Source organism: Paenibacillus profundus (genome assembly GCF_021369635.1).
GTDB classification, from domain to species: domain Bacteria; phylum Bacillota; class Bacilli; order Paenibacillales; family Paenibacillaceae; genus Paenibacillus_B; species Paenibacillus_B profundus.
In genome coordinates, this window is the sequence record NZ_JAJNBZ010000002.1 from 270709 (window position 1) to 296620 (window position 25912).

37 protein-coding genes are annotated in these 25912 nt (G+C 46.2%); 32 read left to right on the forward strand and 5 right to left on the reverse strand.

All coding sequences use genetic code 11. The features are described from left to right. Window positions 1-59 precede the first annotated feature (59 nt). The 3 genes from LQV63_RS04050 to LQV63_RS04060 form a co-directional block, all read right to left on the reverse strand. The gene (locus tag LQV63_RS04050) at window positions 60-398 is read right to left on the reverse strand and encodes a L,D-transpeptidase (protein WP_019419771.1); all 339 of its coding nucleotides are present in this window, start codon (window positions 396-398) and stop codon (window positions 60-62) included. Between the two features lie 174 nt (window positions 399-572). Beyond that, on the reverse strand, window positions 573-734 hold the full coding sequence (locus tag LQV63_RS04055) for a hypothetical protein (protein WP_233695737.1): 162 nt from the start codon (window positions 732-734) through the stop codon (window positions 573-575). Between the two features lie 81 nt (window positions 735-815). Then, window positions 816-1433: a CPBP family intramembrane glutamic endopeptidase gene (locus LQV63_RS04060; RefSeq protein WP_233695738.1), complete on the reverse strand. Its 618-nt coding sequence runs from the start codon at window positions 1431-1433 to the stop codon at window positions 816-818. A 174-nt stretch (window positions 1434-1607) separates the two neighbouring features. On the opposite strand from LQV63_RS04060, the gene LQV63_RS04065 reads away from it, so the two are divergent. The 3 genes from LQV63_RS04065 to LQV63_RS04075 all read left to right on the forward strand — a co-directional run bounded on the left by LQV63_RS04065 (window position 1608) and on the right by LQV63_RS04075 (window position 4835). Next, window positions 1608-2300, forward strand: a complete 693-nt coding sequence (locus tag LQV63_RS04065; protein WP_233695916.1) for a response regulator transcription factor — start codon at window positions 1608-1610, stop codon at window positions 2298-2300. Then, complete coding sequence (locus LQV63_RS04070; RefSeq protein WP_233695739.1) at window positions 2282-3751, forward strand: sensor histidine kinase; 1470 nt, start codon at window positions 2282-2284, stop codon at window positions 3749-3751. The genes LQV63_RS04065 and LQV63_RS04070 overlap by 19 nt, the downstream gene beginning before the upstream one ends. 109 nt (window positions 3752-3860) lie before the next feature. Further along, window positions 3861-4835, forward strand: a complete 975-nt coding sequence (locus LQV63_RS04075; protein WP_233695740.1) for a diaminopimelate dehydrogenase — start codon at window positions 3861-3863, stop codon at window positions 4833-4835. Window positions 4836-4932: 97 nt separating this feature from the next. Here LQV63_RS04075 and LQV63_RS04080 read toward each other — a convergent pair whose 3' ends face one another. Together LQV63_RS04080 and LQV63_RS04085 are read right to left on the reverse strand one after the other, a co-directional pair. Continuing rightward, on the reverse strand, window positions 4933-6093 hold the full coding sequence (locus LQV63_RS04080) for a site-specific integrase (protein WP_407672883.1): 1161 nt from the start codon (window positions 6091-6093) through the stop codon (window positions 4933-4935). An 18-nt stretch (window positions 6094-6111) separates the two neighbouring features. Beyond that, window positions 6112-6792 (reverse strand): helix-turn-helix domain-containing protein, encoded by a 681-nt coding sequence (locus LQV63_RS04085; RefSeq protein ID WP_233695742.1) that lies wholly within the window; start codon window positions 6790-6792, stop codon window positions 6112-6114. Between the two features lie 132 nt (window positions 6793-6924). Between LQV63_RS04085 and LQV63_RS04090 the strand changes: the two genes are divergently transcribed. The 29 genes from LQV63_RS04090 (at window position 6925) to LQV63_RS04225 (ending at window position 25856) form a co-directional block, all read left to right on the forward strand. After that, window positions 6925-7140: a helix-turn-helix transcriptional regulator gene (locus tag LQV63_RS04090; RefSeq protein WP_233695743.1), complete on the forward strand. Its 216-nt coding sequence runs from the start codon at window positions 6925-6927 to the stop codon at window positions 7138-7140. A 38-nt stretch (window positions 7141-7178) separates the two neighbouring features. Then, entirely contained in the window at window positions 7179-7502 is a 324-nt protein-coding gene (locus LQV63_RS04095) for a DUF771 domain-containing protein (protein ID WP_233695744.1), read from the forward strand. 147 nt (window positions 7503-7649) lie between these two features. After that, a complete protein-coding gene (locus LQV63_RS04100) occupies window positions 7650-8450 on the forward strand; it encodes a phage antirepressor N-terminal domain-containing protein (protein WP_233695745.1) in 801 nt (266 codons plus the stop codon). Between the two features lie 91 nt (window positions 8451-8541). Further along, on the forward strand, window positions 8542-9462 hold the full coding sequence (locus LQV63_RS04105; RefSeq protein WP_233695746.1) for a hypothetical protein: 921 nt from the start codon (window positions 8542-8544) through the stop codon (window positions 9460-9462). Between the two features lie 55 nt (window positions 9463-9517). Beyond that, window positions 9518-10009, forward strand: coding sequence for a hypothetical protein (locus LQV63_RS04110; protein ID WP_233695747.1), 492 nt, complete (start codon window positions 9518-9520; stop codon window positions 10007-10009). A gap of 129 nt (window positions 10010-10138) precedes the next feature. Next, the gene (locus LQV63_RS04115) at window positions 10139-10492 is read left to right on the forward strand and encodes a hypothetical protein (RefSeq protein WP_233695748.1); all 354 of its coding nucleotides are present in this window, start codon (window positions 10139-10141) and stop codon (window positions 10490-10492) included. Window positions 10493-10519: 27 nt separating this feature from the next. After that, window positions 10520-10816, forward strand: a complete 297-nt coding sequence (locus LQV63_RS04120) for a pyruvate-formate lyase-activating enzyme (protein ID WP_233695749.1) — start codon at window positions 10520-10522, stop codon at window positions 10814-10816. Continuing rightward, a complete protein-coding gene (locus LQV63_RS04125) occupies window positions 10809-11033 on the forward strand; it encodes a hypothetical protein (protein ID WP_233695750.1) in 225 nt (74 codons plus the stop codon). Before LQV63_RS04120 ends, LQV63_RS04125 begins: the two co-directional genes overlap by 8 nt. A 13-nt stretch (window positions 11034-11046) precedes the next feature. Further along, window positions 11047-12021: a DUF4373 domain-containing protein gene (locus LQV63_RS04130; protein WP_233695751.1), complete on the forward strand. Its 975-nt coding sequence runs from the start codon at window positions 11047-11049 to the stop codon at window positions 12019-12021. Beyond that, on the forward strand, window positions 11948-12250 hold the full coding sequence (locus LQV63_RS04135) for a replicative helicase loader/inhibitor (RefSeq protein WP_233695752.1): 303 nt from the start codon (window positions 11948-11950) through the stop codon (window positions 12248-12250). Before LQV63_RS04130 ends, LQV63_RS04135 begins: the two co-directional genes overlap by 74 nt. Continuing rightward, on the forward strand, window positions 12247-13542 hold the full coding sequence (gene dnaB / locus LQV63_RS04140; RefSeq protein ID WP_233695753.1) for a replicative DNA helicase: 1296 nt from the start codon (window positions 12247-12249) through the stop codon (window positions 13540-13542). The genes LQV63_RS04135 and dnaB overlap by 4 nt, the downstream gene beginning before the upstream one ends. Window positions 13543-13603: 61 nt before the next feature. Continuing rightward, the gene (locus LQV63_RS04145) at window positions 13604-13990 is read left to right on the forward strand and encodes a hypothetical protein (RefSeq protein WP_233695754.1); all 387 of its coding nucleotides are present in this window, start codon (window positions 13604-13606) and stop codon (window positions 13988-13990) included. 124 nt (window positions 13991-14114) lie between these two features. After that, window positions 14115-14729 carry a hypothetical protein gene (locus LQV63_RS04150; protein WP_233695755.1) on the forward strand — a complete coding sequence of 205 codons (615 nt, stop codon included), beginning with the start codon at window positions 14115-14117 and terminating at the stop codon, window positions 14727-14729. Between the two features lie 26 nt (window positions 14730-14755). Beyond that, window positions 14756-15097, forward strand: coding sequence for a DUF7694 domain-containing protein (locus LQV63_RS04155; protein WP_233695756.1), 342 nt, complete (start codon window positions 14756-14758; stop codon window positions 15095-15097). A gap of 44 nt (window positions 15098-15141) precedes the next feature. Beyond that, window positions 15142-15522: a hypothetical protein gene (locus LQV63_RS04160; protein ID WP_233695757.1), complete on the forward strand. Its 381-nt coding sequence runs from the start codon at window positions 15142-15144 to the stop codon at window positions 15520-15522. A gap of 769 nt (window positions 15523-16291) precedes the next feature. Beyond that, window positions 16292-16606, forward strand: a complete 315-nt coding sequence (locus LQV63_RS31705; protein ID WP_325175853.1) for a hypothetical protein — start codon at window positions 16292-16294, stop codon at window positions 16604-16606. After that, complete coding sequence (locus LQV63_RS04165) at window positions 16498-16731, forward strand: HNH endonuclease (RefSeq protein ID WP_325175849.1); 234 nt, start codon at window positions 16498-16500, stop codon at window positions 16729-16731. Before LQV63_RS31705 ends, LQV63_RS04165 begins: the two co-directional genes overlap by 109 nt. A gap of 204 nt (window positions 16732-16935) precedes the next feature. Next, the gene (locus LQV63_RS04170) at window positions 16936-17424 is read left to right on the forward strand and encodes a phage terminase small subunit P27 family (protein WP_233695759.1); all 489 of its coding nucleotides are present in this window, start codon (window positions 16936-16938) and stop codon (window positions 17422-17424) included. Beyond that, window positions 17421-19130 carry a terminase large subunit gene (locus LQV63_RS04175; protein ID WP_233695760.1) on the forward strand — a complete coding sequence of 570 codons (1710 nt, stop codon included), beginning with the start codon at window positions 17421-17423 and terminating at the stop codon, window positions 19128-19130. The genes LQV63_RS04170 and LQV63_RS04175 overlap by 4 nt, the downstream gene beginning before the upstream one ends. A gap of 15 nt (window positions 19131-19145) precedes the next feature. Then, window positions 19146-20483, forward strand: a complete 1338-nt coding sequence (locus LQV63_RS04180) for a phage portal protein (protein WP_233695761.1) — start codon at window positions 19146-19148, stop codon at window positions 20481-20483. Next, window positions 20440-21039 (forward strand): HK97 family phage prohead protease, encoded by a 600-nt coding sequence (locus LQV63_RS04185; protein WP_233695762.1) that lies wholly within the window; start codon window positions 20440-20442, stop codon window positions 21037-21039. The genes LQV63_RS04180 and LQV63_RS04185 overlap by 44 nt, the downstream gene beginning before the upstream one ends. 45 nt (window positions 21040-21084) lie before the next feature. After that, window positions 21085-22290 (forward strand): phage major capsid protein, encoded by a 1206-nt coding sequence (locus LQV63_RS04190; RefSeq protein WP_233695763.1) that lies wholly within the window; start codon window positions 21085-21087, stop codon window positions 22288-22290. Window positions 22291-22333: 43 nt separating this feature from the next. Next, window positions 22334-22510 carry a hypothetical protein gene (locus LQV63_RS04195; RefSeq protein ID WP_233695764.1) on the forward strand — a complete coding sequence of 59 codons (177 nt, stop codon included), beginning with the start codon at window positions 22334-22336 and terminating at the stop codon, window positions 22508-22510. A gap of 3 nt (window positions 22511-22513) precedes the next feature. Further along, window positions 22514-23086, forward strand: coding sequence for a phage head-tail connector protein (locus tag LQV63_RS04200; protein ID WP_233695765.1), 573 nt, complete (start codon window positions 22514-22516; stop codon window positions 23084-23086). Then, window positions 23086-23601, forward strand: coding sequence for a hypothetical protein (locus LQV63_RS04205; RefSeq protein ID WP_233695766.1), 516 nt, complete (start codon window positions 23086-23088; stop codon window positions 23599-23601). Before LQV63_RS04200 ends, LQV63_RS04205 begins: the two co-directional genes overlap by 1 nt. Beyond that, on the forward strand, window positions 23598-23948 hold the full coding sequence (locus LQV63_RS04210; RefSeq protein ID WP_233695767.1) for a hypothetical protein: 351 nt from the start codon (window positions 23598-23600) through the stop codon (window positions 23946-23948). The genes LQV63_RS04205 and LQV63_RS04210 overlap by 4 nt, the downstream gene beginning before the upstream one ends. Then, complete coding sequence (locus LQV63_RS04215; RefSeq protein WP_233695768.1) at window positions 23941-24414, forward strand: phage neck terminator protein; 474 nt, start codon at window positions 23941-23943, stop codon at window positions 24412-24414. The genes LQV63_RS04210 and LQV63_RS04215 overlap by 8 nt, the downstream gene beginning before the upstream one ends. A 6-nt stretch (window positions 24415-24420) precedes the next feature. After that, window positions 24421-25434 carry a DUF3383 family protein gene (locus LQV63_RS04220; protein ID WP_233695769.1) on the forward strand — a complete coding sequence of 338 codons (1014 nt, stop codon included), beginning with the start codon at window positions 24421-24423 and terminating at the stop codon, window positions 25432-25434. Window positions 25435-25451: 17 nt separating this feature from the next. Continuing rightward, window positions 25452-25856: a phage structural protein gene (locus LQV63_RS04225; protein ID WP_233695770.1), complete on the forward strand. Its 405-nt coding sequence runs from the start codon at window positions 25452-25454 to the stop codon at window positions 25854-25856. Window positions 25857-25912: the final 56 nt, after the last annotated feature.

Sequence of the window (25912 nt, forward strand, 5' to 3'; positions counted from 1 at the left end):
GTTATGGAGTATAGAATTTCTCGAGGATTGATAAAAAGGTCTGATAGAATTGGAACTATCTACGGTCGAATGGTTACCCTGGTGTGTATGGGCACAAGCGAAGCTAATTGAAGCACATCTTCGTTAAACATTCGGATACATCCGTGAGATACCAGTCTTCCAATCGAGGAAGGATCATTCGTTCCGTGAATGCCGTAATGCGGCTTCGACAAGCCCATCCAGAACGCACCGTATGGTCCGCCCGGATTGGGCTCCTTGTTGATTATGGTATATTCGCCTGTCGGAGTCTGGGTGAGCATCTTTCCGATTCCGACGGGGAACTCTCTGACTACGATATTTCCGTCCAAGAGATACAGCTTGCGATCCGACAAATCGACAATGATTCGATATTGTGGCATAACACCCCACTCCTTTTCATTACAATATGCTGGGTGGGTTGGTGGTGTTAAAATAGCATTCAGCGTGTAGATAAGGTGTCGAAAGATACTAGATCTACACACTTTTTTTGTTCAATACAAGGTGCTGTGCATCGTCTCCCCATATTAAATCCATGGCGGTGGATTAGGCATCCACTATAGGGCGACATCGTTGATTTGTCCGGACTTGGAGGCATCCGCTCCGGAACCGGATAGCGACCGCCACACGAGCACGGCGGCGATAATCCACAGGAGAAGCGTGGCGATGCCGGACTCACCCGCTACATACGTCCAGCCTTCCTGCTTATGATAGAACAACGCTTCGAACCAGCTGCGGCTATGGTTGATAGCCGTATGTATGATGACGGCAGGCCATAGGCTGCCACTCTTGTGCCGGACCTAGCCCATTACGACGGATAACGGAAATATCATCGCTGTGAATAGCGCAATCGTCACAAGCGGAATTCCGTCCTCATTGTAGCCGTTTAAGTAGAATGGGTAATGGAATACGGCCCACACGGCCGCTGTAATCAGAATCGCCTTCTTTGCACCCATAGCCTGCGTCAGCTTCGGCTGCAAGTAGCCGCGCCAGCCGATCTCCTCGGCGAAGGAGAACAATGTCATCACAATGAGCATGTTCGGGCTGAAGAAGCTCTGAGCGATGACTTGGAAGTAGGCGGCCATGGTCATGCCGTTGCTAAATTCATGGGCGGACGGCAACGCGATGAAGCCGAGTCCCCAGGCTGCGGCAAAACCTATTATGACCGGAATGCCGGACAGCAGTGCAATCACGTACCAGCGAAGTCCGCCGAGCTTCGTCATGCCAGTGGATAGGAGTGTCTCTTTCCGCTTTGGACGGAACAGAAGCAGCAGCAACACTGTGATGAGCGGTGCGGCTTGGCTGACGGCGATAAGCTCGAACACGCCGCTCAAGTTCGCGGCCAAGGTTAAGCCGAGCACAAGCACGCAGTACAAGAAGGCCTCTTTTTTCAAAATTGCATTTGCGGTTGAATTCATTTAATATCGTCCTTTCTTTCATGTGCACAAGAGATACATTTTGCAGTGTCTATCTGTCAGCTTACAACGCATTTCTCAAGAAAGTATAAAGTCCGCGCTCATTTGCCCCGCAGAAGAAGTTTGGATTACACTGAACAGAAGGAGAACGTTCGGCGGGGGATGACAGAGGATATGATGAGAGCGAGCATTTTGCTTGTTGATGATGAAGAAGAGATGACTGAGTTCGTACGGGATGCGCTGGAGGATGAGGGCTATGCGGTGAGGGCAGCTTATAACGTGGAGCAAGCGGAACGGCTCATATCAGAGCGGCTGCCGGATTTGATTGTGCTGGATGTGATGATGCCGGGCACGGACGGGTTTCAATTTTGCAAACAAGTGCGGGATAGTGTCGATTGCCCGATTATATTTGTTAGCGCAAGGGAGAGCGAAGCCGATCGGATTTACGGACTGGCGGCAGGGGGCGACGACTATATCGTCAAGCCGTTTAGCCTACGGGAACTGAAGGCACGCATTGAAGCGCACCTCAGGCGGGAACGTCGCAGCATACAGCGCCGGGACAGCGGACTGCTTAAGTTCGGCTCCTATACGATCGATGTCAGGGGATATGAACTGCGCTGCCAAGGACAGACCTTGCCGTTGACGAACCGTGAGTTTGCCATTGTAGAGCTGCTTGCCTTGCATCCGGGACAAGTATTCGCGCGCGAACACATTTATGAGCAGGTGTGGGGGATGGATGCGTTCGGAGATGATGCTACCGTAACGGAGCACATCAAAAATATCCGGGCCAAAATGGCTGCCGCCGATCCGGATTCGCGCTGGATCGAAACCGTGTGGGGGGTTGGCTACAAATGGGGGGACCGTTCGTGAAGACACGCTCCATTAAACGCCAATTCATCTTTTATTTCAGTCTAGTTATCGGACTCAGCTTTATCTTGACTGCTGCCGTATGGGGGCTGGTCGTGTGGTTGATGTTTCAGGGAGAAGCGGATTGGATTAGACCTGCTAATTATTATGAGAAGAAGATACCGGGCATCTGGCAGGTTGTGGCGGCGGAGGGAGACAATCTGCTGCAAGAGGGCGGTAGGTCAGCGTTAGAGCAGGTTATCGACGGCACAGGGATATCTTACGCGATAGTTGATCGATACGGGACACCTGTGTATGGCACATTGACAGACCCGCGAATCGACAGTGGCCGCGAATTGATTGAACGGCTCAATTCCACCAAAATGATTGATTCCAATCATGCGCGGACAATGATGCCAATCGTGAATGCGGCAGGTGAGTTCGAAGGGGCGGTCGTACTGACTTATGTGCTTGCGGTCACTGCGACCGATGAGGCAAGCAATCCGTACGTCAGCCTGTTGGGAACGCTTATTATACTTTTACCATTTCTGCTTATTATTGTATTTACCTGGATGTTCGGCAGGAGATTCAGCCGACAGCTGAACCAGCCGATTCAAGAGCTGATCGAGGGAACGAAGCGGGTGCAGCGGCGTGATTTGGACTTCAGCTTCTCTTATGAAGGCACGTCCGAGATCGCCCAGCTTGTAAAAGCTTTCGATGAGATGCGGCGGGAACTGTATTTATCGCTGCAGCGCGAATGGAAGCTCGAGCAAGAGCGGCGCGACATGGTAGCCGCCTTAGCCCACGATCTGCGAACGCCGCTTGCCATTGTTCAAGGCCATGTGGAAGGACTGCTGGAAGGCGGGGCGGAGCGCCCGGATCGTTTGTATCGCTATTTGGCGACGATTGACAAAAACACGAAGCGCGCGGCGCGGTTAGTACAGGAGATGAATACGGTATCGGCAATGGAGACGCCGGAGTTCCGGCTGAATCGGCGTGCTGTGGACGTCAGGGTGTTTATGGAAGAGAAGGCGTCCGACATCGAACGGCTGTGCGGGGAGCAGCACATTCATTTCACATATGACCTGGAGGACAAACGCAAAGAGCAGGCTTCCGTACTGTTCGATCCGGACAGGCTGTCGCAATTGTTGGATAACTTGTTTGCCAACAGCGTGCAGTTTACGCCGGCAGGAGGAACCATCTCATGGAGAACGGAATTAGCGGAGCATAAGCTTGTTATGCAAATTATGGATACCGGGCCGGGATTCCCGGCGCACGCGCTGGACATCGTGTTCGATAAATTTGTTCAAGGCGATACGTCGCGTTCGCGCCATAAAGGTCACGCCGGACTAGGCCTGTACATGGCGAAGCTGCTGACAGAGAAGCACGGCGGCGTTATCCTAGCATCCAACCTCGACGTAGGCGGAGCTTGCGTGACGGTCACGCTCCCGGCCAGGGAGACGGTGCAGTCTTAACGTGTAGTGCACATGAAGTGCAATATGTTCTTCCAATAATCTATGTCGGACTGTGGAAATCCATATTATACTAGAGAAAGATCTGTGATTAGGAAAGGAGCAACACCACATGACAGCAATTCGCATTGGTATCGTAGGTTATGGCAACCTCGGCAAAGGGGTCGAGAAATCGATTCGCCAAAATTCAGATATGGAGCTCGTCGCCATCTTTACGCGTCGCGATCCGCAATCTATTCAAGCGCACGTTCCGGTCGTTTCGTTGGACGAGGCCGAATCATACAAAGGTAAAGTCGATGTTATGATTCTGTGCGGCGGTTCGGCAACGGATCTGCCGGAGCAAGGGCCTCAGCTTGCCCGTATGTTCCACACCGTCGACAGCTTTGATACGCACGCACGCATTCCAGAATATTTCGAATCCGTGAATTCCGCAGCAGCAGCGAACGGACACGTCTCCGTCATTTCGACGGGCTGGGATCCGGGCTTGTTCTCGCTTAACCGACTTTTGTTCCAATCCATCTTGCCGGAAGGCAATGAATATACGTTCTGGGGCCGCGGCGTAAGCCAAGGGCACTCCGATGCTATCCGCCGGGTGGAAGGTGTCAAGAACGGCGTGCAATACACGATTCCGTCCGATGAGGCGGTAGCGAAAGTCCGTGCTGGGGAAAATCCGAAGCTGACGACACGGGACAAGCATGTACGCGAATGTTACATCGTGGCGGAAGCAGATGCGGATCAAGCGCGCATTGAAGCAGAAATTAAGTCGATGCCGAACTACTTCGCTGACTACGACACGATCGTACACTTCATCAGTGAGGAAGAGCTGAAGATGAACCACTCTGCGATGCCGCACGGCGGCCTCGTATTCCGCAGTGGCATGACGGGTGAAGGCACTGCGCAAATTATGGAGTTCGGCCTGAACCTCGGCAGCAATCCGGAGTTTACCGCAAGTGTGCTCGTAGCTTACGCACGTGCTGTCTCTAAGCTGGCTGCGCGTGGAGAGTCCGGGGCGCGTACGGTATTCGACATTCCGTTCGGCCTGATGTCTCCAAAGTCGCCAGAGCAATTGCGCAAGGAACTTCTTTAGCTTATATATCAAGGTTTTACAGCCCTGAATCGAATTTTGGTTTGGGGCTTTTACTTCATTAAAAAATCCTCGTGACCATATTTTGACCATATATTTTCTACAGTTCAAGGAACTTCTGAAATTTTTGCGCAGTTTGTTCTTTGACCGTCTTTGTAACGTGCGTATAAATGTTCATCGTCATTTTGATGTCAGAGTGACCAAGGCGTTCTTGGACCTCTTTTATATTGGCTCCTGCTTCGAATAATAATGATGCATGCGTATGTCTTAAACCATGAACTGTTATTTTGTGTAGATTGTGTTTTGTGATAATTTCATTCAGTCTATCATTGGGATATGCCATTCTAAGTGGGGTACCATCGAAGCGCGCAAATAATAAACTATCTGAGTCTGTTCTCATACCTTCCGACAAGTGCCGTTCTTTATTATGTGTAAGCCACTTTCTTAATAAGCGGAGCGTTACATCGTCTAAGCTTATAGAACGCTTAGATGCGGCTGTTTTGGACGTCTGGTAAGAAAATGCTTTGTTCTCATGATACAGAGTTTTGTTTAATGTGAGTATTTTGTTTTTAAAATCTATGTCCGACTCGTGAAGCGCTAAGATTTCCCCTTTGCGAGCACCCGTGTAAATAAACAAATGAAACATCACATGATCCATGAATGACTGTCCCTCCTTTAGAATGCTAAGGAACTGTTTAATCTCATGTTTTTCCCAATAGTTTCTTTTCTCAGTGCTTTCACTAACAACAAAATCAGAATCATTTTTTGGGACAACAACATGTTCCATAGGATTTTTGAGGACAATATCCATCTTAACGGCATATTTGAAAATTTGATTTGCGTACATCTTCATGGCGTCTGCTGTTTTAAGTTCTTTAGCGATTCTGTTTATTATTTCTTGACAGTAAGGTTTTGATATATCTCGGATCTTCAATTTGCCGAAGTTGGGCAGGATATGCTTGTTAAATTTATACTCCTCTGTTTTTCTTGTGCTTGGCTTTATTGTTGGTGAATGCGTTGCTAACCATTGCTTATAAACCTCTTCAAAGGTTAAGCTCTCGGCCTCTTCTACGAATGTTCCATTCGCGAGATCCTGCTCTGTTTGTCCCGCATCTAGCTGTGCCTCTTTCTTTGTGTTAAAGCCTCTCTTAGTAGTTTGTTTCTTTTTACCCGTTGATGGATTGACGGTTGAATAATACTTATACAACCACTTGTAACCGTCTTTTGTTTTGTACTTTTGGAAGCTGGCCAATGTGCTCACTCCTTATTAGCGTGATAATTATTTGTTTGGAAACATTAGCTTTATCATGTTAACTATTCGTTCTTTTTCCTCGGTTGTGAGTGACTTACCATCAAATTTAATACTTGGTCTATTCATAAACTCTAGTATTTCTCCTGTCTCAACAGTTACATACTGATTATATTTAGAGAACCTTTCTGCTAAATCAGCTATTTGGTCTCTAACATCGTTTAAATAATTCCATGTATCCTCGCTTACTTCTGACAAGTCTTCAAGTAAGCTCGAAGGAGTGACAATATAATTTGTAATTCCAACTTCGTTTACAAAATTTTGCATGGCCCTTTTGAAGCTTGGATCTCCGATTACTTCATCACGAAAATTATCAGCATCTTTACTCAAGATTTTAATGTCTTTTGCAATTTCTTCATATTCTACTTCTTTAGAAAAACGCTCTAGTTCTTCGTGACTGTAATAATGCTCTTCTGTAGTTGGAAGTTCTAAAATTGATACACCGAGGGCGCGGCAAATTTTTATTTGGGTTGGCATCGGTGGAAGATTTCTTTTTCCGTTTTCTAATTGGGATAAGTAAGAATGAGATAACCCAGACTCTTGCGCTAATTGAACCAATGTAAGTCCCTTCTCCTTTCTTTTTTGTTTTATAAAGTTCCCAAATTCCTCTGATATTTCTTTTAAATTTTCGTCAATATTTTTATGTTCCATTTATAATCACCCACTTTTATTATAACCAAAAATGTTACAAAGTAAAACAAATGTTAGCTGGATGTTGCAAAGTGATAAATTCCGATCTATAATGTAACACAGTAACAATGTTGCAAAGTGAAAGGTGGTATTATGAAAATTTTGGTGAAGGATTTCAAACTGCTTAATAAACTTCTAGTTCTTAACGGCTTTTCTAAACGTTCATTTGGTATTGCTTTAGATGTCTCCTCAACTACAATGTCTCAGATTTGTAATGGTAAAAGGAATCCGAGTCCGAGAATTGCAAAGCTAATTTGTGAAGAATTGAAAGTGGCATTTGATGATGTATTCGAAGTTGTCACCGAATAGTTCTGGTAGTTACAGCCATAAGAGGGAGGGGTGTAACCTTGGAATCATCTCCTGTATTTAAAGTGATTGTAGACCAAGCCTTTGTTCAACGACTTGCGAAAGAAGAGGTCATACGCATTGTCGAAGAAGCTGGCGGCGGTACGTGGTGGGATTTAAAGCGGCTCGAAGCAGAAACATGCCGTAAACGGGACTGGCTTATTGACAACATTCTTCTGAACCCGAAATTCAAGGAAGAGATGAAGCTTATCTCAAACGGCCGAGAAGGTGGCCGCTGGATGTTCAGGGCTGCAGGAATGAAGGCATTCTTGGACAAGCATTTTCAGGAGCTTAATGGCAAGCAACGACGTTCAGGTGTGGGGTGAATCTGAATAAGTGAACATTTAATAAATGGCTATCGTTTTGGTCGATAGCGGACTAATGGCAAGAGGGGTGTCCAAACTTGGACAGACCATGAAATAAGGTGTCCTCAATTTTGAGGAGGCCCTTACCAAGCAGAAAGGAGAGAGGATATGAACAAAGATCAATTCAATACGTCCATGGATAACTGGATGGACAAGCAGAAGAAACAAGCAAGCAGTATTTATCCGGTTGAGCAAAAGATGGTTCCATTCAACGGAACTGAGATTTTAGGAGTTAAAGCGAATGATGGAAAGGTATATATAGGCGTTCGTTGGATTTGTAACGGAATCGGCCTCACAGAGGATCAAGCAAGGAATGAGCGGAGCCGAATTCAGAGAGATGTTGTCCTTCAAAAAGGGGGGCGAAATTTAACCCTCCCTACAAACGGCGGGAATCAAGATGTTTTAGTTATCGAGCTTGAATTTCTTCCGTTGTGGCTGGCTAAGATTTCAATCACTCCGAACATGCAGGAACGACAACCAGAAGTTGCAGACCGCTTGATTGAGTACCAATTGAAGGCAAAGGATGTACTGGCGGCCGCTTTCTTGCCGCAGGAGACATATAATCCTTATGCAATCGAGGATGCAGTAATTGCTTCTATGAAGGGCCTTAAAGAAGTAAAAGCCCAAATAGCTGAAACCCGGCAAGAAGTGAGCGAAATTAAGCATGTGGTGGATAGTGAAGTATGGCTGACCGAGATACAAAAATCAGAAATCAAAAGGCTTGTCATGTCCCGAATTGCAGCACTCAGAAGAATGGGATATGAAACTGCTCATTACCAAGGATTATACAGCGCGTTGAACACTCACTTTGGAGTTGGGAAATACGACAAAATACCACGTAAGGATTTTGCTGTGGCCTCGGATTTTGTTCGCGGCTGGTCTCCTAAACGGGAAGTCGCTAGGGAATGACACTTGAACACCTGGCCCGCATTTGGTTCGACCGTAGTCCTCTGCAGCATACAATCATCGTCAAAAATATTATTCGAAGGGAACGAAATGCATGAAAACACTATCGAAAGCTGAATTGAAAATGCAGTTAACGGCATGGGCTAAACAAGCAAATGAGAAAGGAAATGAGTTCTTGAAGCATAAGGATAAGGCGAGCCTGAAAGCTTGTGTTTCTAACATTAACATTCTTCGCTCATTCATCACTGTGTTTGTTAGATCGTTGTCGCCAGACGAGGCTGTTCTTGCAGATACGCATACTAAACATCTTAATGAAATATACGATTTCGAGAAAATGCGCAGCTTGCCATCTTACAATGCATTGGATCCGTTGGCAGTACTTCGTATTCACCATCGAAAGCTAAGTAAATTGAGTTCAGGATTTCACATTGCTAAAGAGCCTCTGAGAAAGTTACTGAGAGAGTTGAAGGAAATCGATTTATTGGCAAGGGAACAACCTGAATATTCAGTCGATTTCGAACCATCAATCGTCGTATACAGGGATAGTATTAAAGAATTGCTGGCTCAGGGGTTGGTTAGTAACGATTTGGATCACTGGGAACTTGTTGAGGTGTTATTTTCAAGCGGACGCACAGTGAAGCGGGATGATTTTTTACAGGTAATTACGATAGATAAATCTCGGAAATGCTGGGACGGCAGCCTAATAGAGCCATATGAAAAGAGAGTTGCAGGTATTCCGGAAGAGATTGATTTCAATACCTTCAAGGATCTCATTCTTAAAAAGCGAATTGAAGCGGATTATGACGATTATCTCCATGATAGCTGGATGATTCATTTCTTCAAAGTTAAAGAGGAATATGAACGACAAACAGGTGAGAAGGCAATAGATCCATTCCAAGTCCTTGAGGACATCACTGGTAAGCCAGTGCAGACATTTACGGCCGAATTTGATGAATATGGCGACGTGGTTAGTATGACACCCAATAAACCAAATTTAAAGGCTGTAAAAGAATGAGCATCCCAATTGATGATAGCAAATGACAACGAATTTAGATTAGGAGGGAAAGGACATGCCAACCACAACTAAAGCTTACATCGACTTAGAAAATCTTGTTCCAACTATAACCGAAGGAGGAAAGCCAGTTCCATTCAATTCTTTCATGACGGGGTGTTCAGATGAATTTCTGTTTGATAACGACATAAAGAACCTGCTTCATGCAGCAGAGAGAGATGACGTATTTTGGGGCGACGTTAAAGACTATGTATCACCGATTGTCGGCCGTGTACTGGAATATGCTGCTGAGGAGAAACCAGCTATGTACCGTGACATGATGTGCATGATTGTTAGTGAATACGAACGTTTCAAAGAGATGTATGATTCAGAACGGAACGAGGAAATTGTTGAGGTTAAAGCTGACGGATCGAATTTAAAACTTGCCCTCGAAGAGCTTGATTCACACTTGAAGGCGGGTTATCAAGTCGAGAAAATAACTTATCCGGGCGGTGCTTGGTACACCATTGAATTAAAAAGAAAAGAAGCACCTGCAGAAGTAAGCGTATAGAACCCTTCACCTTAACCAACCTTGGCCGGGACGTTAAGGAAGAAAAAAACAAATTTAGGTGCCCTTTGCGCATCATTATACATAATTGATTCTTGTTGCGCAAGGGGCCATTACGGGAGAGTGTAAAGTATGGAAGCAAACATGGGGGCACATAAGATCGGTATGTCTATAGATAGTCAGTTAGAGCAAGGCGTGATGGAAGTGATCCGGAAGATTGCAAGTGTTAAATACTTGGAAGAAAGGCCGGAAACACTGAATGACTACCTAGATGAAATGCAATTAGCCCTGAGCGCTGCAAGTGATGCTTTTCAGGCTGCGCTTAACTCTGTAGGGATGCAGTATAAAGATCTGCTTTTTGATTTGGAAGACAAAATGAATGTTGCATCGAGCTTAGAGGCTGAAGAAAAATATGTTCGTGGTTTTGTAGCCGGTTGCAGGTTCCTAAAGCAAATAGACAAGTCTTGCGGGCATGGACTTTCATAAATGACGGATATCGAAAGGGGGGGCGTTTTGGCAATAACTCAAGCGCAAACGGATACGAGGGAACTGCTAAATTTCATAGGGAAGATATCGAAGCGGGACACCGAGGAATACCAGGGCAAATATCATCACCTTGGATTCAACTGGCGAGAGTATTCGCTTAAATCTGATGCCCTTAGTCGCGCTATCGTTACCGCCTTGCAGGGCTTTGACGAAGAGGAGCGGCATGACTGCTATGCCCAGATCATCTACCGGATATTAGACAACGACGATGCATTAGAACGGTTCTTAGACGCTGCGTTCGGGGGAGGGATAGGTCGTGAGTGAAGAGCAAATTTGTGCAACTTTGCAAACAAGATGGTCTGACTTGGAGGACCGGGCGCGGGAGTTAAATGACCTTATGCTCGAATTGGAGCAGGTTGATAATGATGATAACGACGTTACCAGAACAGGTGTATATAGGCTCATGGCGTTGGAACATAGACTGCTTAACCGTGAGTTGGATTTTATCAATGATTTACTAGGAACAATCAATCAGAAATAGGTAGGTGGCGGACATGGCACGGCCAGCAAAGGAAGGTCTTGATTACTTTCCGCTTGATGTAGATTTTGACCAAGATGATAAATTAATCGTGCCGCTTGGTAAATTCGGAATGCAAGGGTTAGGAATTATTATTCGGCTCATGTCTGAAATCTATAAAAACGGATACTTCTATCCGTGGGGTCTACGCGAACAGTATTTATTCTCGAATCGAGTAAATGTTGACATTAACTTAATTAACGATGTCGTAAACGAGTGCGCAGCGTGGGGATTCTTTAATAAAGATTTATTATCATCTCAGCAGGTGTTGACCTCAAGTGGATTCCAGAAACGCTATCTTGAAGCAGCTAAACGACGTAAATTCATCACCTTCATTCAGGAGTATTTACTACTCGATCCGGTAGTTGCACAGACACAGGTCAATAGTCCTATAAAAGTAGTTAATGCTGACGGTAAGGAAGTTAATGTATACATTAACCCTGATAAATGCAACGCAGGTGATACAGTAACACCACAAAGTAAAGTAAAGGAAAGTAAAGTAATTAATAACCTTACTCGTCAACGGTATGACGAGGATGATCGCTACATGAAGATGGCACGTTATTTTCACGACAAAGTCATGGAGCATGCAGAAGCGAATAAGGTTGCTCATCTTGTGAAAGAGCCGAATTTTCAAAAATGGGCAGATGATTTCCGCAAAATCATGGAACTAGATAAACGGGACCCGAAGGAGTTAAGAGAAGTCATTGACTGGTGTACGACCGATTCATTTTGGTCAACAAACATTTTAAGCCCTAAAAAGCTTCGTGACAAATACACAGACCTGGCTATGAAAATGAAAGTTAAGCAAAAATCTTCGACAAGTCGAGCGGGTAGCAATAAAGAATTATTACAACGCAAAATGGCGGAGGTGCTACATGAACGAGGAACAAACGATAGAGCTTCTATCAGTGATATCAACAGCTTACCCGATGCTAGAAATCACGGATGAATATGTGGAGCTATGGAAAAGCATGCTGCGCAATATTGACTTCAAAGATGCCAGCCAAGCCCTTCACAAACACATACTGACAAGCAAGTATGCGCCCACTATTGCAGAGATTGTTCAGGGTGGTCATAGTGAGGCCGAAAGGAAGAAGCGAGAGACGGCGGAGCGGGTGGCGCTACTGACTAAATGGGGAAATCAAGCATCCTTACCGGCAGGGAGGCAACAGGAATGAATAACGAAATCGTGAACCTTGAAACCGAACAATTTGTGTTAGGTAGCATTCTGAAAAAAGCAGAACTGCTGAATGAGTGCAAGTTGAAGGTCGAGGACTTCTATAGCGCCGGACACCAAGTATTATACGAATCAATGCTCGAGATGCAAGAGAATGAATGGCCTATCGAACCTATGTCCATAGCCCAGCATCTTGGAGAACGGATTACAGACGTTGGCGGCGTCTCGTATCTCTTGCAGTTGAGGGCGGCCGTGCCTTCGATTCTGACATTTGATTTTTACATCGAGCGAGTCAGGGAAGCAAGCATTAGGCGGACAGCCGTTAATACGCTTAAAGAACTGCTAAACAAGAGTGAGTCAGCCGACAACGCCGAACAGCTTATAGCGACGATTCAGGAAAGTGCATCTGTGCTCTTGAAGGAAATCGCGCCCGAGAGGACATTCCGCCCTATTGGTGAGATATTAACCGACCATGAGGATAGGCTGATTGAGCGGCAAAGTAAAAAGGGTCTGACAGGCGTAAAAACGGGGAGCGCGGTACTTGATAGATTAACAGGCGGTTATCAGAATCAAGACTTGATTATCATCGCCGCTCGCCCCTCGGTCGGGAAAACCGCGTTTATGCTGAATGATGCACGGGAAGCGGCGAAGTCGGGAACTGTGGACGCGGTTGGTATTATCAGCTTGGAAATGCCAGACTTACCCGTATCAGAGCGGGTATTAACAGCCGAAGGGAACATTGACGGAATGAAAATTCGAACAGGCTTTCTTGAAGATGACGATTGGAGTAAATACACGATGTCGCGTGACATGATCGCCTCATTGCCTATTTACATCGACGATTCCCCGGGGGCGACCATTCAAGAAATCAGGGCCAAGGTTCAAGCTTTTAAGAAGAAACATGGACGAATCATAATTTACATCGACTACCTGCAATTGATTCATGGCGGGAAGCGGTTCGGGAATAAGACGGAAGAGGTCGGATATATAAGTGGACAGTTAAAACAGATTGCTAGGGAGAATGACTGTCCTGTCGTTGTCATTAGTTCTCTAAGTCGTGGCGTCGAGCAACGCCAAGATAAACGGCCGATGATGTCTGACCTACGTGAGTCGGGGCAAATTGAATTTGATGCGGATCAAATTATGTTCCTGTACCGGGATGATTACTATAACGCAGAATCCGAGAAAAAGAACATTGTCGAAATCAATGTTGCCAAGGGCAGGAATACGGGAACCGGCCTGTTAGAAATGGTGTACTTCAAAAACTACAGCAAATTCGTTGATCTGGCGTGAATTGGGGGCGAGAACAATAGATGTCAACGCGCAAGACGCCACCCACAAGATACATGAAATCATGAAATGGACGATATTCACTTATGAGCAGAACGAAGGCGACATGGCCTATTACGAGAACGAATACTTGGATCTTACCCACGCGCTGGAGTTTATGGAGCTTGGCCCAGAAGAGGGTTTTCAACTCGCACAGCAGCTCCAAGAGAACCGCAGGAAGCGGCGGCAGGCCAAAGAAGAGAACGAGTTGATTAAGCCATTATATGAGCTTATCACTCGGCAAAAAACATTGATGGCCGAGATGGGGAAAATAAAAGCAAAGGCGCAGCAGACCATTCAGACACAATCCAAACGCATATATACACCACGGGTACGGACAGATATGCAAGATGCATTCCAACGGGCCAAGGCACGAATATCATCATCAGACGGACATAACGATTCATTCTAGCGATTTAAAATTCACTCTAGTATAAATTATCATCCAGACATCATAGAGGCTCTGCGAGGCCGTAGAGTGCGCACACGTCTATTCCAAAAATCGAACATACATTCTTAATTTGGAGGGGTATTCAATGAGTTGGATTAGAATGAACATTCAAAATGGAGCATTAAACGGTGAGATGGAGATGGATCAGGCGAGCCACGAACACAAGGCAGATCTGATTAAGGGATTCTTCGAAGTATTCGGGATATCTAAATCAAAACAGGAGGTTGTCGGTATTGATTGGGCAGGCAAGGGAAAGAGCAGCCAAACGGTTGTATCCATAGATGAGATTAAGCCGAAACTGCCTGCTTCTTCGGAAATCAGAAAGACCATCGGGACAGCAATCAAAAAGAAAACGGAGCCCCCAAAGGTGATAAAGCCTCCGCTTCTCAATTCGGATCGCTCCCTTACCGTTCCAATCGGTGAGAAACTAGTTGCAGCTGCTGAATCATCGGAACAACAGCCAGAGTGGTATAAAACAGGCATCAAGTACAAAGAAGGCGTTCCACATTACCGTTGCCGGTACTGGTGCAAAAACCCGGACTGCCGGGACAAGAGCAACGATTACATCGAAGGGCATGAACCGGAGATAAAATGCCGTAAGTGCGGTCAGCGTCTGTTCGTCCGTCAAGCAACTGAAATAAGAATGCAGCGGGACGAGTGGGGAAACTTCTTCATTGCTGACCGTCCAGCAGAAGTGTAATGCGCAATCGAGAGGAGGGCGCAGGGATGAGTAAATGGGTCGGCAAACCATCACCAAAGAGCATGCATGTCGGGACAGGATGGTATAGAGAACTGAACAGAGCTTATATCGATGGCGAATACGCAGTAATGACAAGGCCAGTAACTACAGAGTGGGGAGAAGTCATTCATGCGTGCATTCGTAATATCAGCGGTACTGACATTCCTTGGGCGGAAAAGCAGCGGATCAAGAATGAATTGTTTGGTAGTAGCAGAACGGCCATTGAAGTGTTCCCGTCAGAAAGCGAGCTAGTGGACGGAGCTAATATGTATCACATTTGGATTATACCACCAGGCATGAAGTTGCCATTCACATTAAAAGGGGCTTAGGAGATGCTTTTTTGATAAGGAGCGGGTAAATGGGGAGGGGGAGCATGGGACAAGCTGAATTTTATTCATTAGCTACAGAGAGCGAGAAAAACGCCGTTAAAGCGCTCATGACCCAATACCCTAGATTGTCTAAGACTTTGAAAGAACTGGCCGCCAGACAGCTGCTCACGCAGCGAGAGCAGCAAGTTAAGGAGAGCATCGAGCGAAAGGTCGAAAACATCGAAATGGCTGTAAGGCTTATTCAGGATGATGAAGTAAGGGCGATTACAGAATATAGGTTCATAAAGAACCATACACGGCAGCAGACATTAATGCGATGGAATCGGGTGACGGATCGAACGGTAGACAGGTATATCAATGCTGGCATTGAATCAGTGGCGAACACCTTGAAGCTGATTGGACAAGTAGACGAAACCTGTCTGTAGTATGTCGGTTTCATGTCCACTGTTTGTCGGTGGTTGAGAGGTACAGTAGAAACAGAGCAAGGGAACACATGCTCTGGGTGATGTCTACTGTACCCTTATCATCGTCGTAGGCACTCGGTCACGCTGAATGGTTGCAGCCTATGCAACCTTAGCTGTATTGCGATTGTGTGATACGGGGGATTAATGGTGTTAGTGTGATGATGTCGTTTATGTATGGGAACGGCGCTGTCACAGTGATACCATTAGGTAATCACGCTATACAGACCTGCGCGAGGTTACAACAAGACCTGGATACAGGATTATTGATCTCGGAGTCTGTGGACACGGTGGCGGAATAGGTAGACGCACAACTGATTTTAAAGGGCAATAACGGACATGGTAAGGGTGCAGCCCGCTATCAGACCGCCCATGTCATGCAAGGTGCAAATCCTTGCCCGTGTCTATAATCGAATAAGTCCTACATAAACGAGCCACAACATACAAAAGCCACTTATATATGAGAGCATTGCACTTCCAGAATTCGGAACCGCAAATAGATATCTATGTAAATACCGCATTTAAGAATATGACATGATATGTGGTCGCTGAACATTCAGCGGCTTTTTATTTTGCCAAGAAGGAAGGTGAGGCAATGAGACTCCTTACATGGTTGGTGCGATTGACGGCGTATCGAGAGACAGAGGAAGCAAGGAACCGAGGTGAACGTAGGCATGGAAGGAAGACATGAAGCGCCGCTGCTCACTAAAAAGGAATGGGAGCAGCCAAACAAATGCAAGTGTTGTGTATGGGGCCGATGGGATGGAGTGAAGCAATATTGTCTCATGCCAAAATGCGTAAAGGAGGCGGAGTCCAATGCCACCTAAACCTAAACGTCCATGCAGCAAGCCGGGGTGTCCAGAACTCACAAGAGAAAGATATTGCGAGAAGCATCAAGCAGCCGCTTCGCAAGCAATACCAAGTCGGTCATACGCTAAGATGTACGGGCGGCGCTGGCGCAAGTATAGAGAGCAATACCTTGACAAACATCCGCTATGCGTGTGCGACGAATGCAAGAGGAGAGAGGTTCCACTACCGGCTGATGTAGTGGACCATATCCAACCGCACAAGGGAGATTACAAATTGTTCTGGGCTCCTGCTAACCATCAGCCTATGAACAAGCGTTGTCATGATAAGAAGACAGCAACAGAAGATGGAGGGTTCGGGAGATAGCGTCCATAAGCTTGCAATCTATCAGGCGAACGTAGAGGGGGTGTAGGGGCGTTGAAGGTAGAGTAGTACCGAATGCCCAAGCAGATGCAGAACACCCCCCCTATGGGCAAAAACGTAGGGCTCTGAGGCGTTGAGCGTTGCCCCCTCAAGCGCACGAAAAATTCCTGAAATCAAATTTAGGGTACGCAAGGAGGTGATGTGACGATGGGGAGAAATCCGAAGCCGCTGCACCTGATTCAAGGGAATTTGACTAAACGGCAGCGTATGGAGCGCGAGGAAAAAGAGCAGGAAATGAACAGCCGCTTGAAACGGGACAAGATTAGACCGCCAACATGGTTGGACGATCAGGCTAAAAAAATGTTTCGCCACTTAGTCAAACAACTAGAAGAAACGGAACTGTTGACGAATCTTGATGTGAATGGGTTGGCTCATTATTGCGACCTTCATTCCCGAATGCTGGGACTACGTAAAGAGGTTGAGGAAAACGGCTACACTTTTGTTAATAAAAACTCACGGGGCGGGATTACCTACGTCACTAACCCAGCGCTAACGGCCCTAAATTCGACTATTAAGTTGCTGCAGGCATACGAAAGCAAATTCGGATTCACCATTTACGACCGAACAAAGATTGCGCTCAAGGATGAAAAGCCGAAGGAGCAAGACTCAATCGGAAAACGATTTGGTGACATATGATTCTTGAAGAGTTAGTTCATTACTCAAAGCAAGTTTTGAGTGGTGAAGTCGTAGCCTGCAAGAAACACAAACAAGCCTGCCAACGATTCCTGAACGATCTAGCGCGGCAAGATATAGATGAATTCCCGTATGTATTTATTGAAGATTATGCCGAACGGTTTCTTGATTGGATGCGCTTATTCAAGCACCGTAAAGGAGCATTGGCGCGTCAGAATATCGAACCTCATATCATTCAGGAATTCGTGTTCGGTAATATTTACGGATGGGTTCACCGAGACACTGGTTTACGCCGATTCAACAAAGCGTACTGGCAAGTGGCACGTAAGAATGCCAAGTCACAATCCCTCGCCTGCGTGGGAACATATGAAACGATCGCCTTTGGGGAGTATGCCTCTGAGGTTTATTGTGCTGCCACTAAAAAGAAACAGTCCAAGATTGTCTGGAACGAAGCCGCCGCAATGTTAAAAGGTTGCTCAGAACTATCCAGACGAGGGACCATCAAGATAGCTAATGGTCAGATTCAGCACCTGAAATCAGAATCCTTTATGGAAGCTCTGTCGAAAGAGGACGGCAAGGAAGGCGACGGGACAAATGTACAATGCGGCATTGTAGATGAATATCACCTGCACAAAACCACAGAGTTTTACGACGTCCTAGCATCCGGTATGGTCGCTCGTGAAGAGCCATTGCTCATGATTATTACGACTGCCGGGCGCCATCTGAACTATCCATGTTATCGGATAGAGTACAATTTTGTTTCTAAGTTACTAGATCCTAATGTGGATCTTGAAAACGACGAATACTTTGCCATGGTTAACGAGTTAGACGAAGACGACGACATTACCGATGAACGCAACTGGTCAAAAGCAAACCCTATCGTTGCGAGTTATCCGGCTGGACTCAAGATGCTGCGAAGCGAATTAAAAATGGCGCTGGCTGATCCTGAGAAGATGGTCACTTTTAAAATTAAAAACATGAATGTCTGGGTAGATGCCAAGTTGAGTGGCTACATGGACATGGGCAAGTGGAAAGCATGCGGTGCTACGAAGGAGAATCCGATGCCAGATACTAGCGGACTAGATGCGGTTGTTGGAATCGACTTGTCACGCACGACTGACCTAACCAGCTGCAGCTTCGATATAGAGTTGTCGGACGGACGTATAGCCGTCTTTAGTCACTCATTTATTCCAGAGGAAAAGTTGGCTGAACGGAAACAGTCGGACAAGATGCCATATGATTTATGGATAGAGCAAGATTGGTTAACGGTGACACCTGGTGCAGTAGTTGACTATGACTTTGTTATGGCCTATATCCCGCAAGAAGCAGAGCGGCGAGGCTGGAACATCAAAGAAATATGTTATGACCCATACAATGCAACGCACTTCTCAACAACAATGACAAATGAAGGATTCGTAATGATTGAAATAAGGCAGGGAATCAAAACGCTAAACGAGCCAACGAAAAACTTCCGTGAACGAGTTTATAAAGGCGCAGTAATCCATGAAAATGACCCTGTACTTGGATGGGCTATGGCTAATGCGATTGTTAAGGAAGACGCACAAGGCAATATCATGCTTGATAAGGCTAAGAGTGTCGAACGAATCGACCCTGCAGCTGCATTAATAAATGCACATGTCAGAGTGTATGCTTCAGGAAGTCATCAGGATTTGAATAAGCACGTTCAAAGCGGGGAATTTTCGTTCTAGGGAGGGGGTGAAAGTTTGCGAAAAAGTAAATTGTTCCGAATGGGATGGCTCCCCTTCTTGCAAAAACGATCGGACACATCGGATTGGAAAAATCCTAAGTCGTGGTTCTTGGATTTCTTTAGGGGTAACAAGACATCTAGCGGCGAGCGAGTAACGAGTGAATCAGCTCTTATGAACAGTAATGTTTATACTTGCGCCAGCATCTTAGGCGGAGACATTGGAAAGTTACCTATACAGGTTTATAAAAAGAGACAAGGCGGGCGCAAAAGAGATAAAAATCATCCTGTTTCACAGATACTTGGAATTCGATCTAATCCGTACATGTCAGCATACACATTCAAGGAACTCATGATGGTTCATGTCGTGGCTTGGGGGAACGGTTACGCCAACATCGAATGGCATACAAGTGGACAAAATAACGGTAAACCCAAGGCGTTATGGCCTCTCGATCCATCTAAAACAGATGTTCATGTAGACAATGTAACGGGTGAACTATGGTATGTTACAACATTGCCGAGTGGCGAAACGCGTAAGTTGAAGCATTGGGACGTCCTTCACTTTAAATCCATTAGTAAATCAGGATTGAAGGGTATTACTCCAATCCAGGTTATTCGTGAGGAAATTGGTGCACAGCAATCCCAAAAGAAATTTATTGGTAGTTTTTATGGGAATGGTACTACCACCGGGGGCATTCTTAAAACTCCAAGTCCGTTGGATAAACCAGCAAAGGATATAGTACGGGACGAATGGCAAAAGGTTAACTCGGGACTGACCAACGCCCATCGTGTGGCTATTTTGGATGCTGGATTTGACTATCAAAGTATCGGTATGCCGCTGGCGGATGCGCAATTCATTGAGACAGCGAAATTCGGCATTTCAGAAGTGGCAAAAATTTATAAGATCCCGCCTTACAAACTCGGACTTACTGATATGAAATACAGCAATATGGAAAATCTGTCTCTCGAATATGTAAAAAGCACATTGCAGCCAATCATAACGAATTGGGAACAGGAAATTGATTGGAAACTATTCACCGAATCCGAGCGGCGCGTATTCTATTCAAAATTCAATGTGACTAGTGAGCTGCGTGGAGATTCGAAGAGTCGTTCAGAATTCTATAAAAACATGATCCAATTAGGCCCGTTTTCAATAAATAAAGTGCTCGAACTGGAAGACGAAGATAATATAGGGCCGTTGGGAGACAAGCACTACATGAGTCTTAACTACACGACGTTGGACATCTTGGAAGCGTACCAGCTTTTAAAGGCGGGGATGAAGTCTAAAGATGAAGCGGGAGAAGGAGGTGATCATGTTGAAGGACAAGGAAATGCGGTTGCTGAACAACAAAGTTGAAGTGCGAGCCGAAAGTGAGAATGAAGCCCCAAAAATTATTGGGTACGGGTTGCGGTTCGGCGTGTGGTCGCAGGACTTGGGCGGGTTCATCGAGCGGATAGAACCAAGTGCCTTGGATGGGGCTGATGTGTCTGACGTTCGCTGTCTAATTGACCATGAGAGTGGCAAAATTCTCGGAAGAACAACGTCCGGCACGCTAAGGTTATCTGTTGATGAATTTGGGCTACGCTATGACGCCGATCCGCCAGATACCACCTACGCCAACGACCTGCTCAAGGTAATGAAACGGGGGGACATCAATCAATCCAGTTTTGCATTCAGGATCGACTATGAAAATGACGGTGACGAGTGGATTTATGAGGAGGAATCTGGCCTGTACAAACGAACCATTCGTAAAATCAAGCGTGTTTTTGATGTTAGTGTCGTCACGTATCCAGCGTATGTACAGGCGGATTCGTTGGTATCAAGCCGCAGCTTAGAAAGCTATCAAAATGAGTTGCGCAGGAAGCAAGAAAAAGAAAAATTGTTACTCGAAATCGACCTTTTGGGAATCTAAGAGGCCGATTTTTTTATACCCAAAATTCGAAAGTGAGGAATTGAAATGGACGAAAAAGAACGTGAACTGCGCCAGAAACTGGCGGCTAAATTGGATGAAGCGCGGAATCTGACGAATGACGGAAAACTGGAAGAGGCCCGGGCGGCTGCTGATGCCGCAAAGGAGTTGCGAAAGCAAATTGATTTGATGGTGGAGCTGCGCGAAACGGACACGACCGGAGAAACAACGCCTGTCAAAGAGCCAGAAGCTGAGGAAGAGCGCTCTTTCGATATGAAAAAAGAGTACCGCAGCGCATTTGAAAAGTACGTCAAGTACGGCAGAGAGGCCGAGTTATCCGATGATGAGATGCGAGCACTGAAAAAAATGAGAGAAGAAGCTCGTTCAATGGCGGAAGGGGATAAGGCTTCTGGTGGCATCCTCGTTCCAGAGGACGTAACTTTTGACATCATCAAGCAAAAGAAAACGAAGCGCTCTGTCCGTAACTTGGTTGGGATAAAGCCGGTTGGAACACTTTCCGGTAGCCGTCCAAAACGTCGTGGCACAGACATGCGTATGAACAAGGTTGGCGAAAAGAAAAAGATTGAAGGAATGGATACGCCTCAATACAGTGAAGTGAAATACAAGGTGCATAAATACGCTGGTAAGTTTGAAGTCACAAACGAGCTTTTGGCGGATAGTGCGGTAAGTATTGATTCTGAACTACGGGATTGGTACAGCGAAATTTCACTTAATACGGAAAATGACGAGGTGTTCTATGGTCCGGGCGGAGATGACGATTGCGAAGGTATCTTTACAACTACTCAATATCGTACATTGAAGTGTCCTGCAGAAATTGACATCAAGACGCTGCGCAAATTGAAAAATATGGTTGATGCTTCGTATCGAGCAGGGGCTAAATTCATTATGAATACATCGGCAACCGAGACGCTTGCGGACATGAAGTATGCGGATGGCAAGAGTGTGCTTGTTCCCGATCCGACGAAAGCTGACGTATTTACCTTGTTTGGTTTCCCTGTTGAAATCTATGACGATATCAAAAATGAAACTGGCAAGACAAAAATTGCATTCGGTAACTTTGAGGTCGGTTATTACTTCTTCGACCGCAAATTGCTTGAAGCTAAGAGAACGGATGAAGGCAGTGACGCTTTTGATAACGATACGACGCTGACGCGGATTATTCAGCGTTTTGATGGTAAGCCAGCAAACGAGGATGCCGTTGTAATCTTGACAGACGTGCCAGTGACAGAATAAATGACGTGGGGGGGTATACCCTCCCTGAAAGGAGGTTATCGCCGTGGGATATGTGACCAAAAATTACTCCACCGGAGATAAGACAGTAATCGGTGGGGAATTGGCCGTCAGTAAGGATGGGAAAATCACCAAGGACGGAAAAGTTATTGAGTTAGTGGACAAAGCATATGTCAATCAGGAAATTCAGAAGTTGCGGGATGAGTTGGGAAAAGGGGGATAAGCCATGCTTTGCACCCTTGAACGGTTTAAGCGCCACATGAGCATCCCGGAAGACGACAAGAGCATGGATGATGAATTGCGTCTGTATCTGATGGTCGCGACTCAGAGCATCGAGAAACACTGCAAACGCACGTTTCGCAAGCAAACATATACGGAGCAATTAAACGGGTATGACGATTCTCCCTACGTCAATTTAAGGAACTATCCCATTCATAAGGTAATTTCCATCATGTCACGACATGGAGAAATCACCGACTACGAAAGCGTAGGGGATGGCCGGCTGTTCCGATCCAATGGATGGCCGAACGGCAAGCATAACCTTACCGTTACTTACGTTGGGGGATACGTTCTGCCCGGAGAAGAGACCGATACGGCACCGAGAACGTTGCCTGAAACATTGGAGTTTGCCTGCATCCTGTATGCACAATCCTTGCATGATCGTCAATTCATTCCGTCTGGCGTACAGACAGAGAGATTAGGGGAAATGTCTGTGACGTACGCTCATCAACAATCAGAGAAGGACATGCCGCCTACGGTAATATCGCTCATCAATCCCTATGTGGGGCGGTGGTACTGATGAAAATTAGGTTCAAAATTAAAGAAGACAAGAAGCAGTTTCGGAAGCATAAGAGGCAAGCGGAGAGGTTGTCCAGTTCCCGTGCAGAAGTTGGATGGATAGGAGACCGGGAACAGGTTCTAAAGGCCGTCTTTAATGAGTATGGCGCGAACATACCCGTCACCGACAAGATGCGAAAGAAGCTGCTTACCATGGGTGTTCATCTGCGAGATGACACCCATTTCATTTCTGTACCGGAGCGTCCGTTTCTGCGGGCAGGCTATGACGCGTACGAGGGAGCGTTGAACAAACTCATGCAACGGCTTGTTGAACAATCTCTCGCTGGGACAATAACGCCAGAGAAAGCGTTGGAGCGTGCGGCCAAGGAACTTAAAAAACATATTCAGTCACACATCGAAAAAGGTTCATTCGCTCCCAATTCTAAACTAACGCAGAAGTTGAAGAGCGGGAATCATCCTCTTATCGACGAAAAAACGCTTATGGATACTTTGGAATATGAGGTGCATATGAAGTGAATCCAAGGCAATTCGAAGGGCTGCTGCGACGCTTCCAAGTTCCATTTCAGGTGGTTGTGAAATCCAAGGGCTATTGGGACCAAACAACGGGAGACTGGATTCCTGGCGAGGATGAAAAGACAGTTACGGACTATGGGGCCTTTGTCGCCCTGCCGCAGCGAACCGTAGTCCAGTCTGGAGGCATGTACACTGAGGAAGATCGTCATCTGTATACAAAACGGGTTATTCCGATGCAAACTGAGGTAATCCATGGCGGCGTGAAATACCAGGTGCATGATAAAAATGATTACGCCGGTTACACAACCGTAAATCGTTATGTTTTAAAGTGGGTGAGTTTATTTGATTGACCACCAAAAACTAAAGACTGCATTTGTTGGACCACTGCATGACCACCTTGGAATACCGATTCAAATGCAAGACCAAGCAGCCCCACAACCTCCGTACCCGTTCATCGGTGTTACGTTTGTCGCGCCATACGTCGATAAGTCTCCATATGGTAACCACTCGGTAGTAGGTGAGCGGCATCGAATCGAAAAAATGGCTGCGGTGACGCTTTCTATGACCTGTCACAGCAAGTCAGGAGCGGAAGCGTACCAGCTATCAGGGCGGGCGCGGGATTGGTTTCAAGGCGCGGGCCGTATTCTGTTGAAAGATGCTGGCATTGTTGTCGTTCGGTTAGAAGCAACAACAGCACGGGATACGCTACTTACGTATGAGTACGAGCGCAAGGTTGGTTTTGATGTTCATCTGCGGCTTGCGGATGTGATTGAGTACGAGGAAGACATGATCGAAAAAATTCAAATGAAGGAGTGAGGTAGATTGAGCGCACTCAAAGATGTCACGGTCAGCATTGACCTAATTCAACCCATAGGCCGGTTGGGTTTTGGCACGCCATTGATTTATGGGGCCAAGGCGAAAGGGCATGATTTCACATATTATTACGAGCTCGAGGCGGTGAAGAAGGACTTTCAAGACAATTCGCCTGAATACCTTGCCGCCAAGATGATTTTTGCTCAAGGCGACAAGCGGCCAGATAAGATAGCAATTGCATGTCGGGATACGGCCAATGAAGAAGAGCAGTATTTTGCGGACCATCTTTCTAAGTTGATGGATAAGGATTGGTATTTCCTGATTTGCACGAGCAATGCCAAAGAAGAAGTACTAAAAATATCGGATGCAATCGAGTTGGACGGTTCGAGAATGTTCCTTACAAGAACCGACAATCTGGAAGATGCCAAGGCAATTAAGACCGCAGACAAGGAACGAACCATTGTCTTTTACCACAAAGATATAAACGCCTATCCAGAAGCCGGTTGGATCGGCGCTGTCGCGGCGGCTCCGGTCGGTTCCGTAACGTGGAAGTTTAAAGAAATCAAAGGTTTGAGCCCCCTTGAGATTTCCGCTACGGAGTTACAGGAGATCCATGACGCTGGGGCAGTGACATATGTCCAGAAAGCCGGGCGAGGCGGAACGAGCGAAGGAAAAACTTCGACAGGGGTATACATCGACATCATTCACGCCAAGGACTACGTACGGTTCAATATGGAGTACCAATTGCAGCAGCTTCTGAACAATACACCGAAAATCCCATTCACAGATGCTGGGATCGCCCTTATAGAGGGGCAATGTACGAGTGTGCTTAAAGATGCGTTCAACAATGGCATTATTGCGGCAGACGAGAACGGAATGCCGCTCTATTCCGTACATTTCAAAAAGCGTGCTGAGATTTCGGCAGCAGATAGAGCCAAGCGAGAATATAACGAAGGCTCCTTTGAATTCGAGCTGGCCGGTGCAGTACATGGCGTTAAAATCAAAGGCGCTATTCGATTCTAAAAGTGAGGTGATAGAACATGTCAACGTCAACGAATTATGATGCAATGGATGTCACGGTTACGGTGGATGGTACCTTTATCACCGGCTTTGCAGAGGGCTCTATGGTGGAAGGGGAAAAGGACGAGGAAAACTTTTCTGCATCTGTCGGAGCGCAAGGGGATGTGGTCGTGTCCGAGGTAAACAATCCGCTCGGCACTATCACAATTACTTTGCAGCAAACTTCCCCGTCTGTTTCGTTCCTTAACCAACTGGCGAACTCTAAAAAGACGGTGCCTGTCTGGGTGATATACGGAGGTACGCCAAAGGAAAAATTCGGCGGAAGTCGAGCCCGCATAAAAAAGCCAGCCACGGCCAGCTATTCGGATGAGGCTGAGGATCGGGAGTTTGAATTACAGGTGTTTGATTATACAGTTGAGTCCTAAGTCGCCAACCAAGGCGGCTATTTTTATATCCAAAAACATTCGAGGAGAAGTGATTA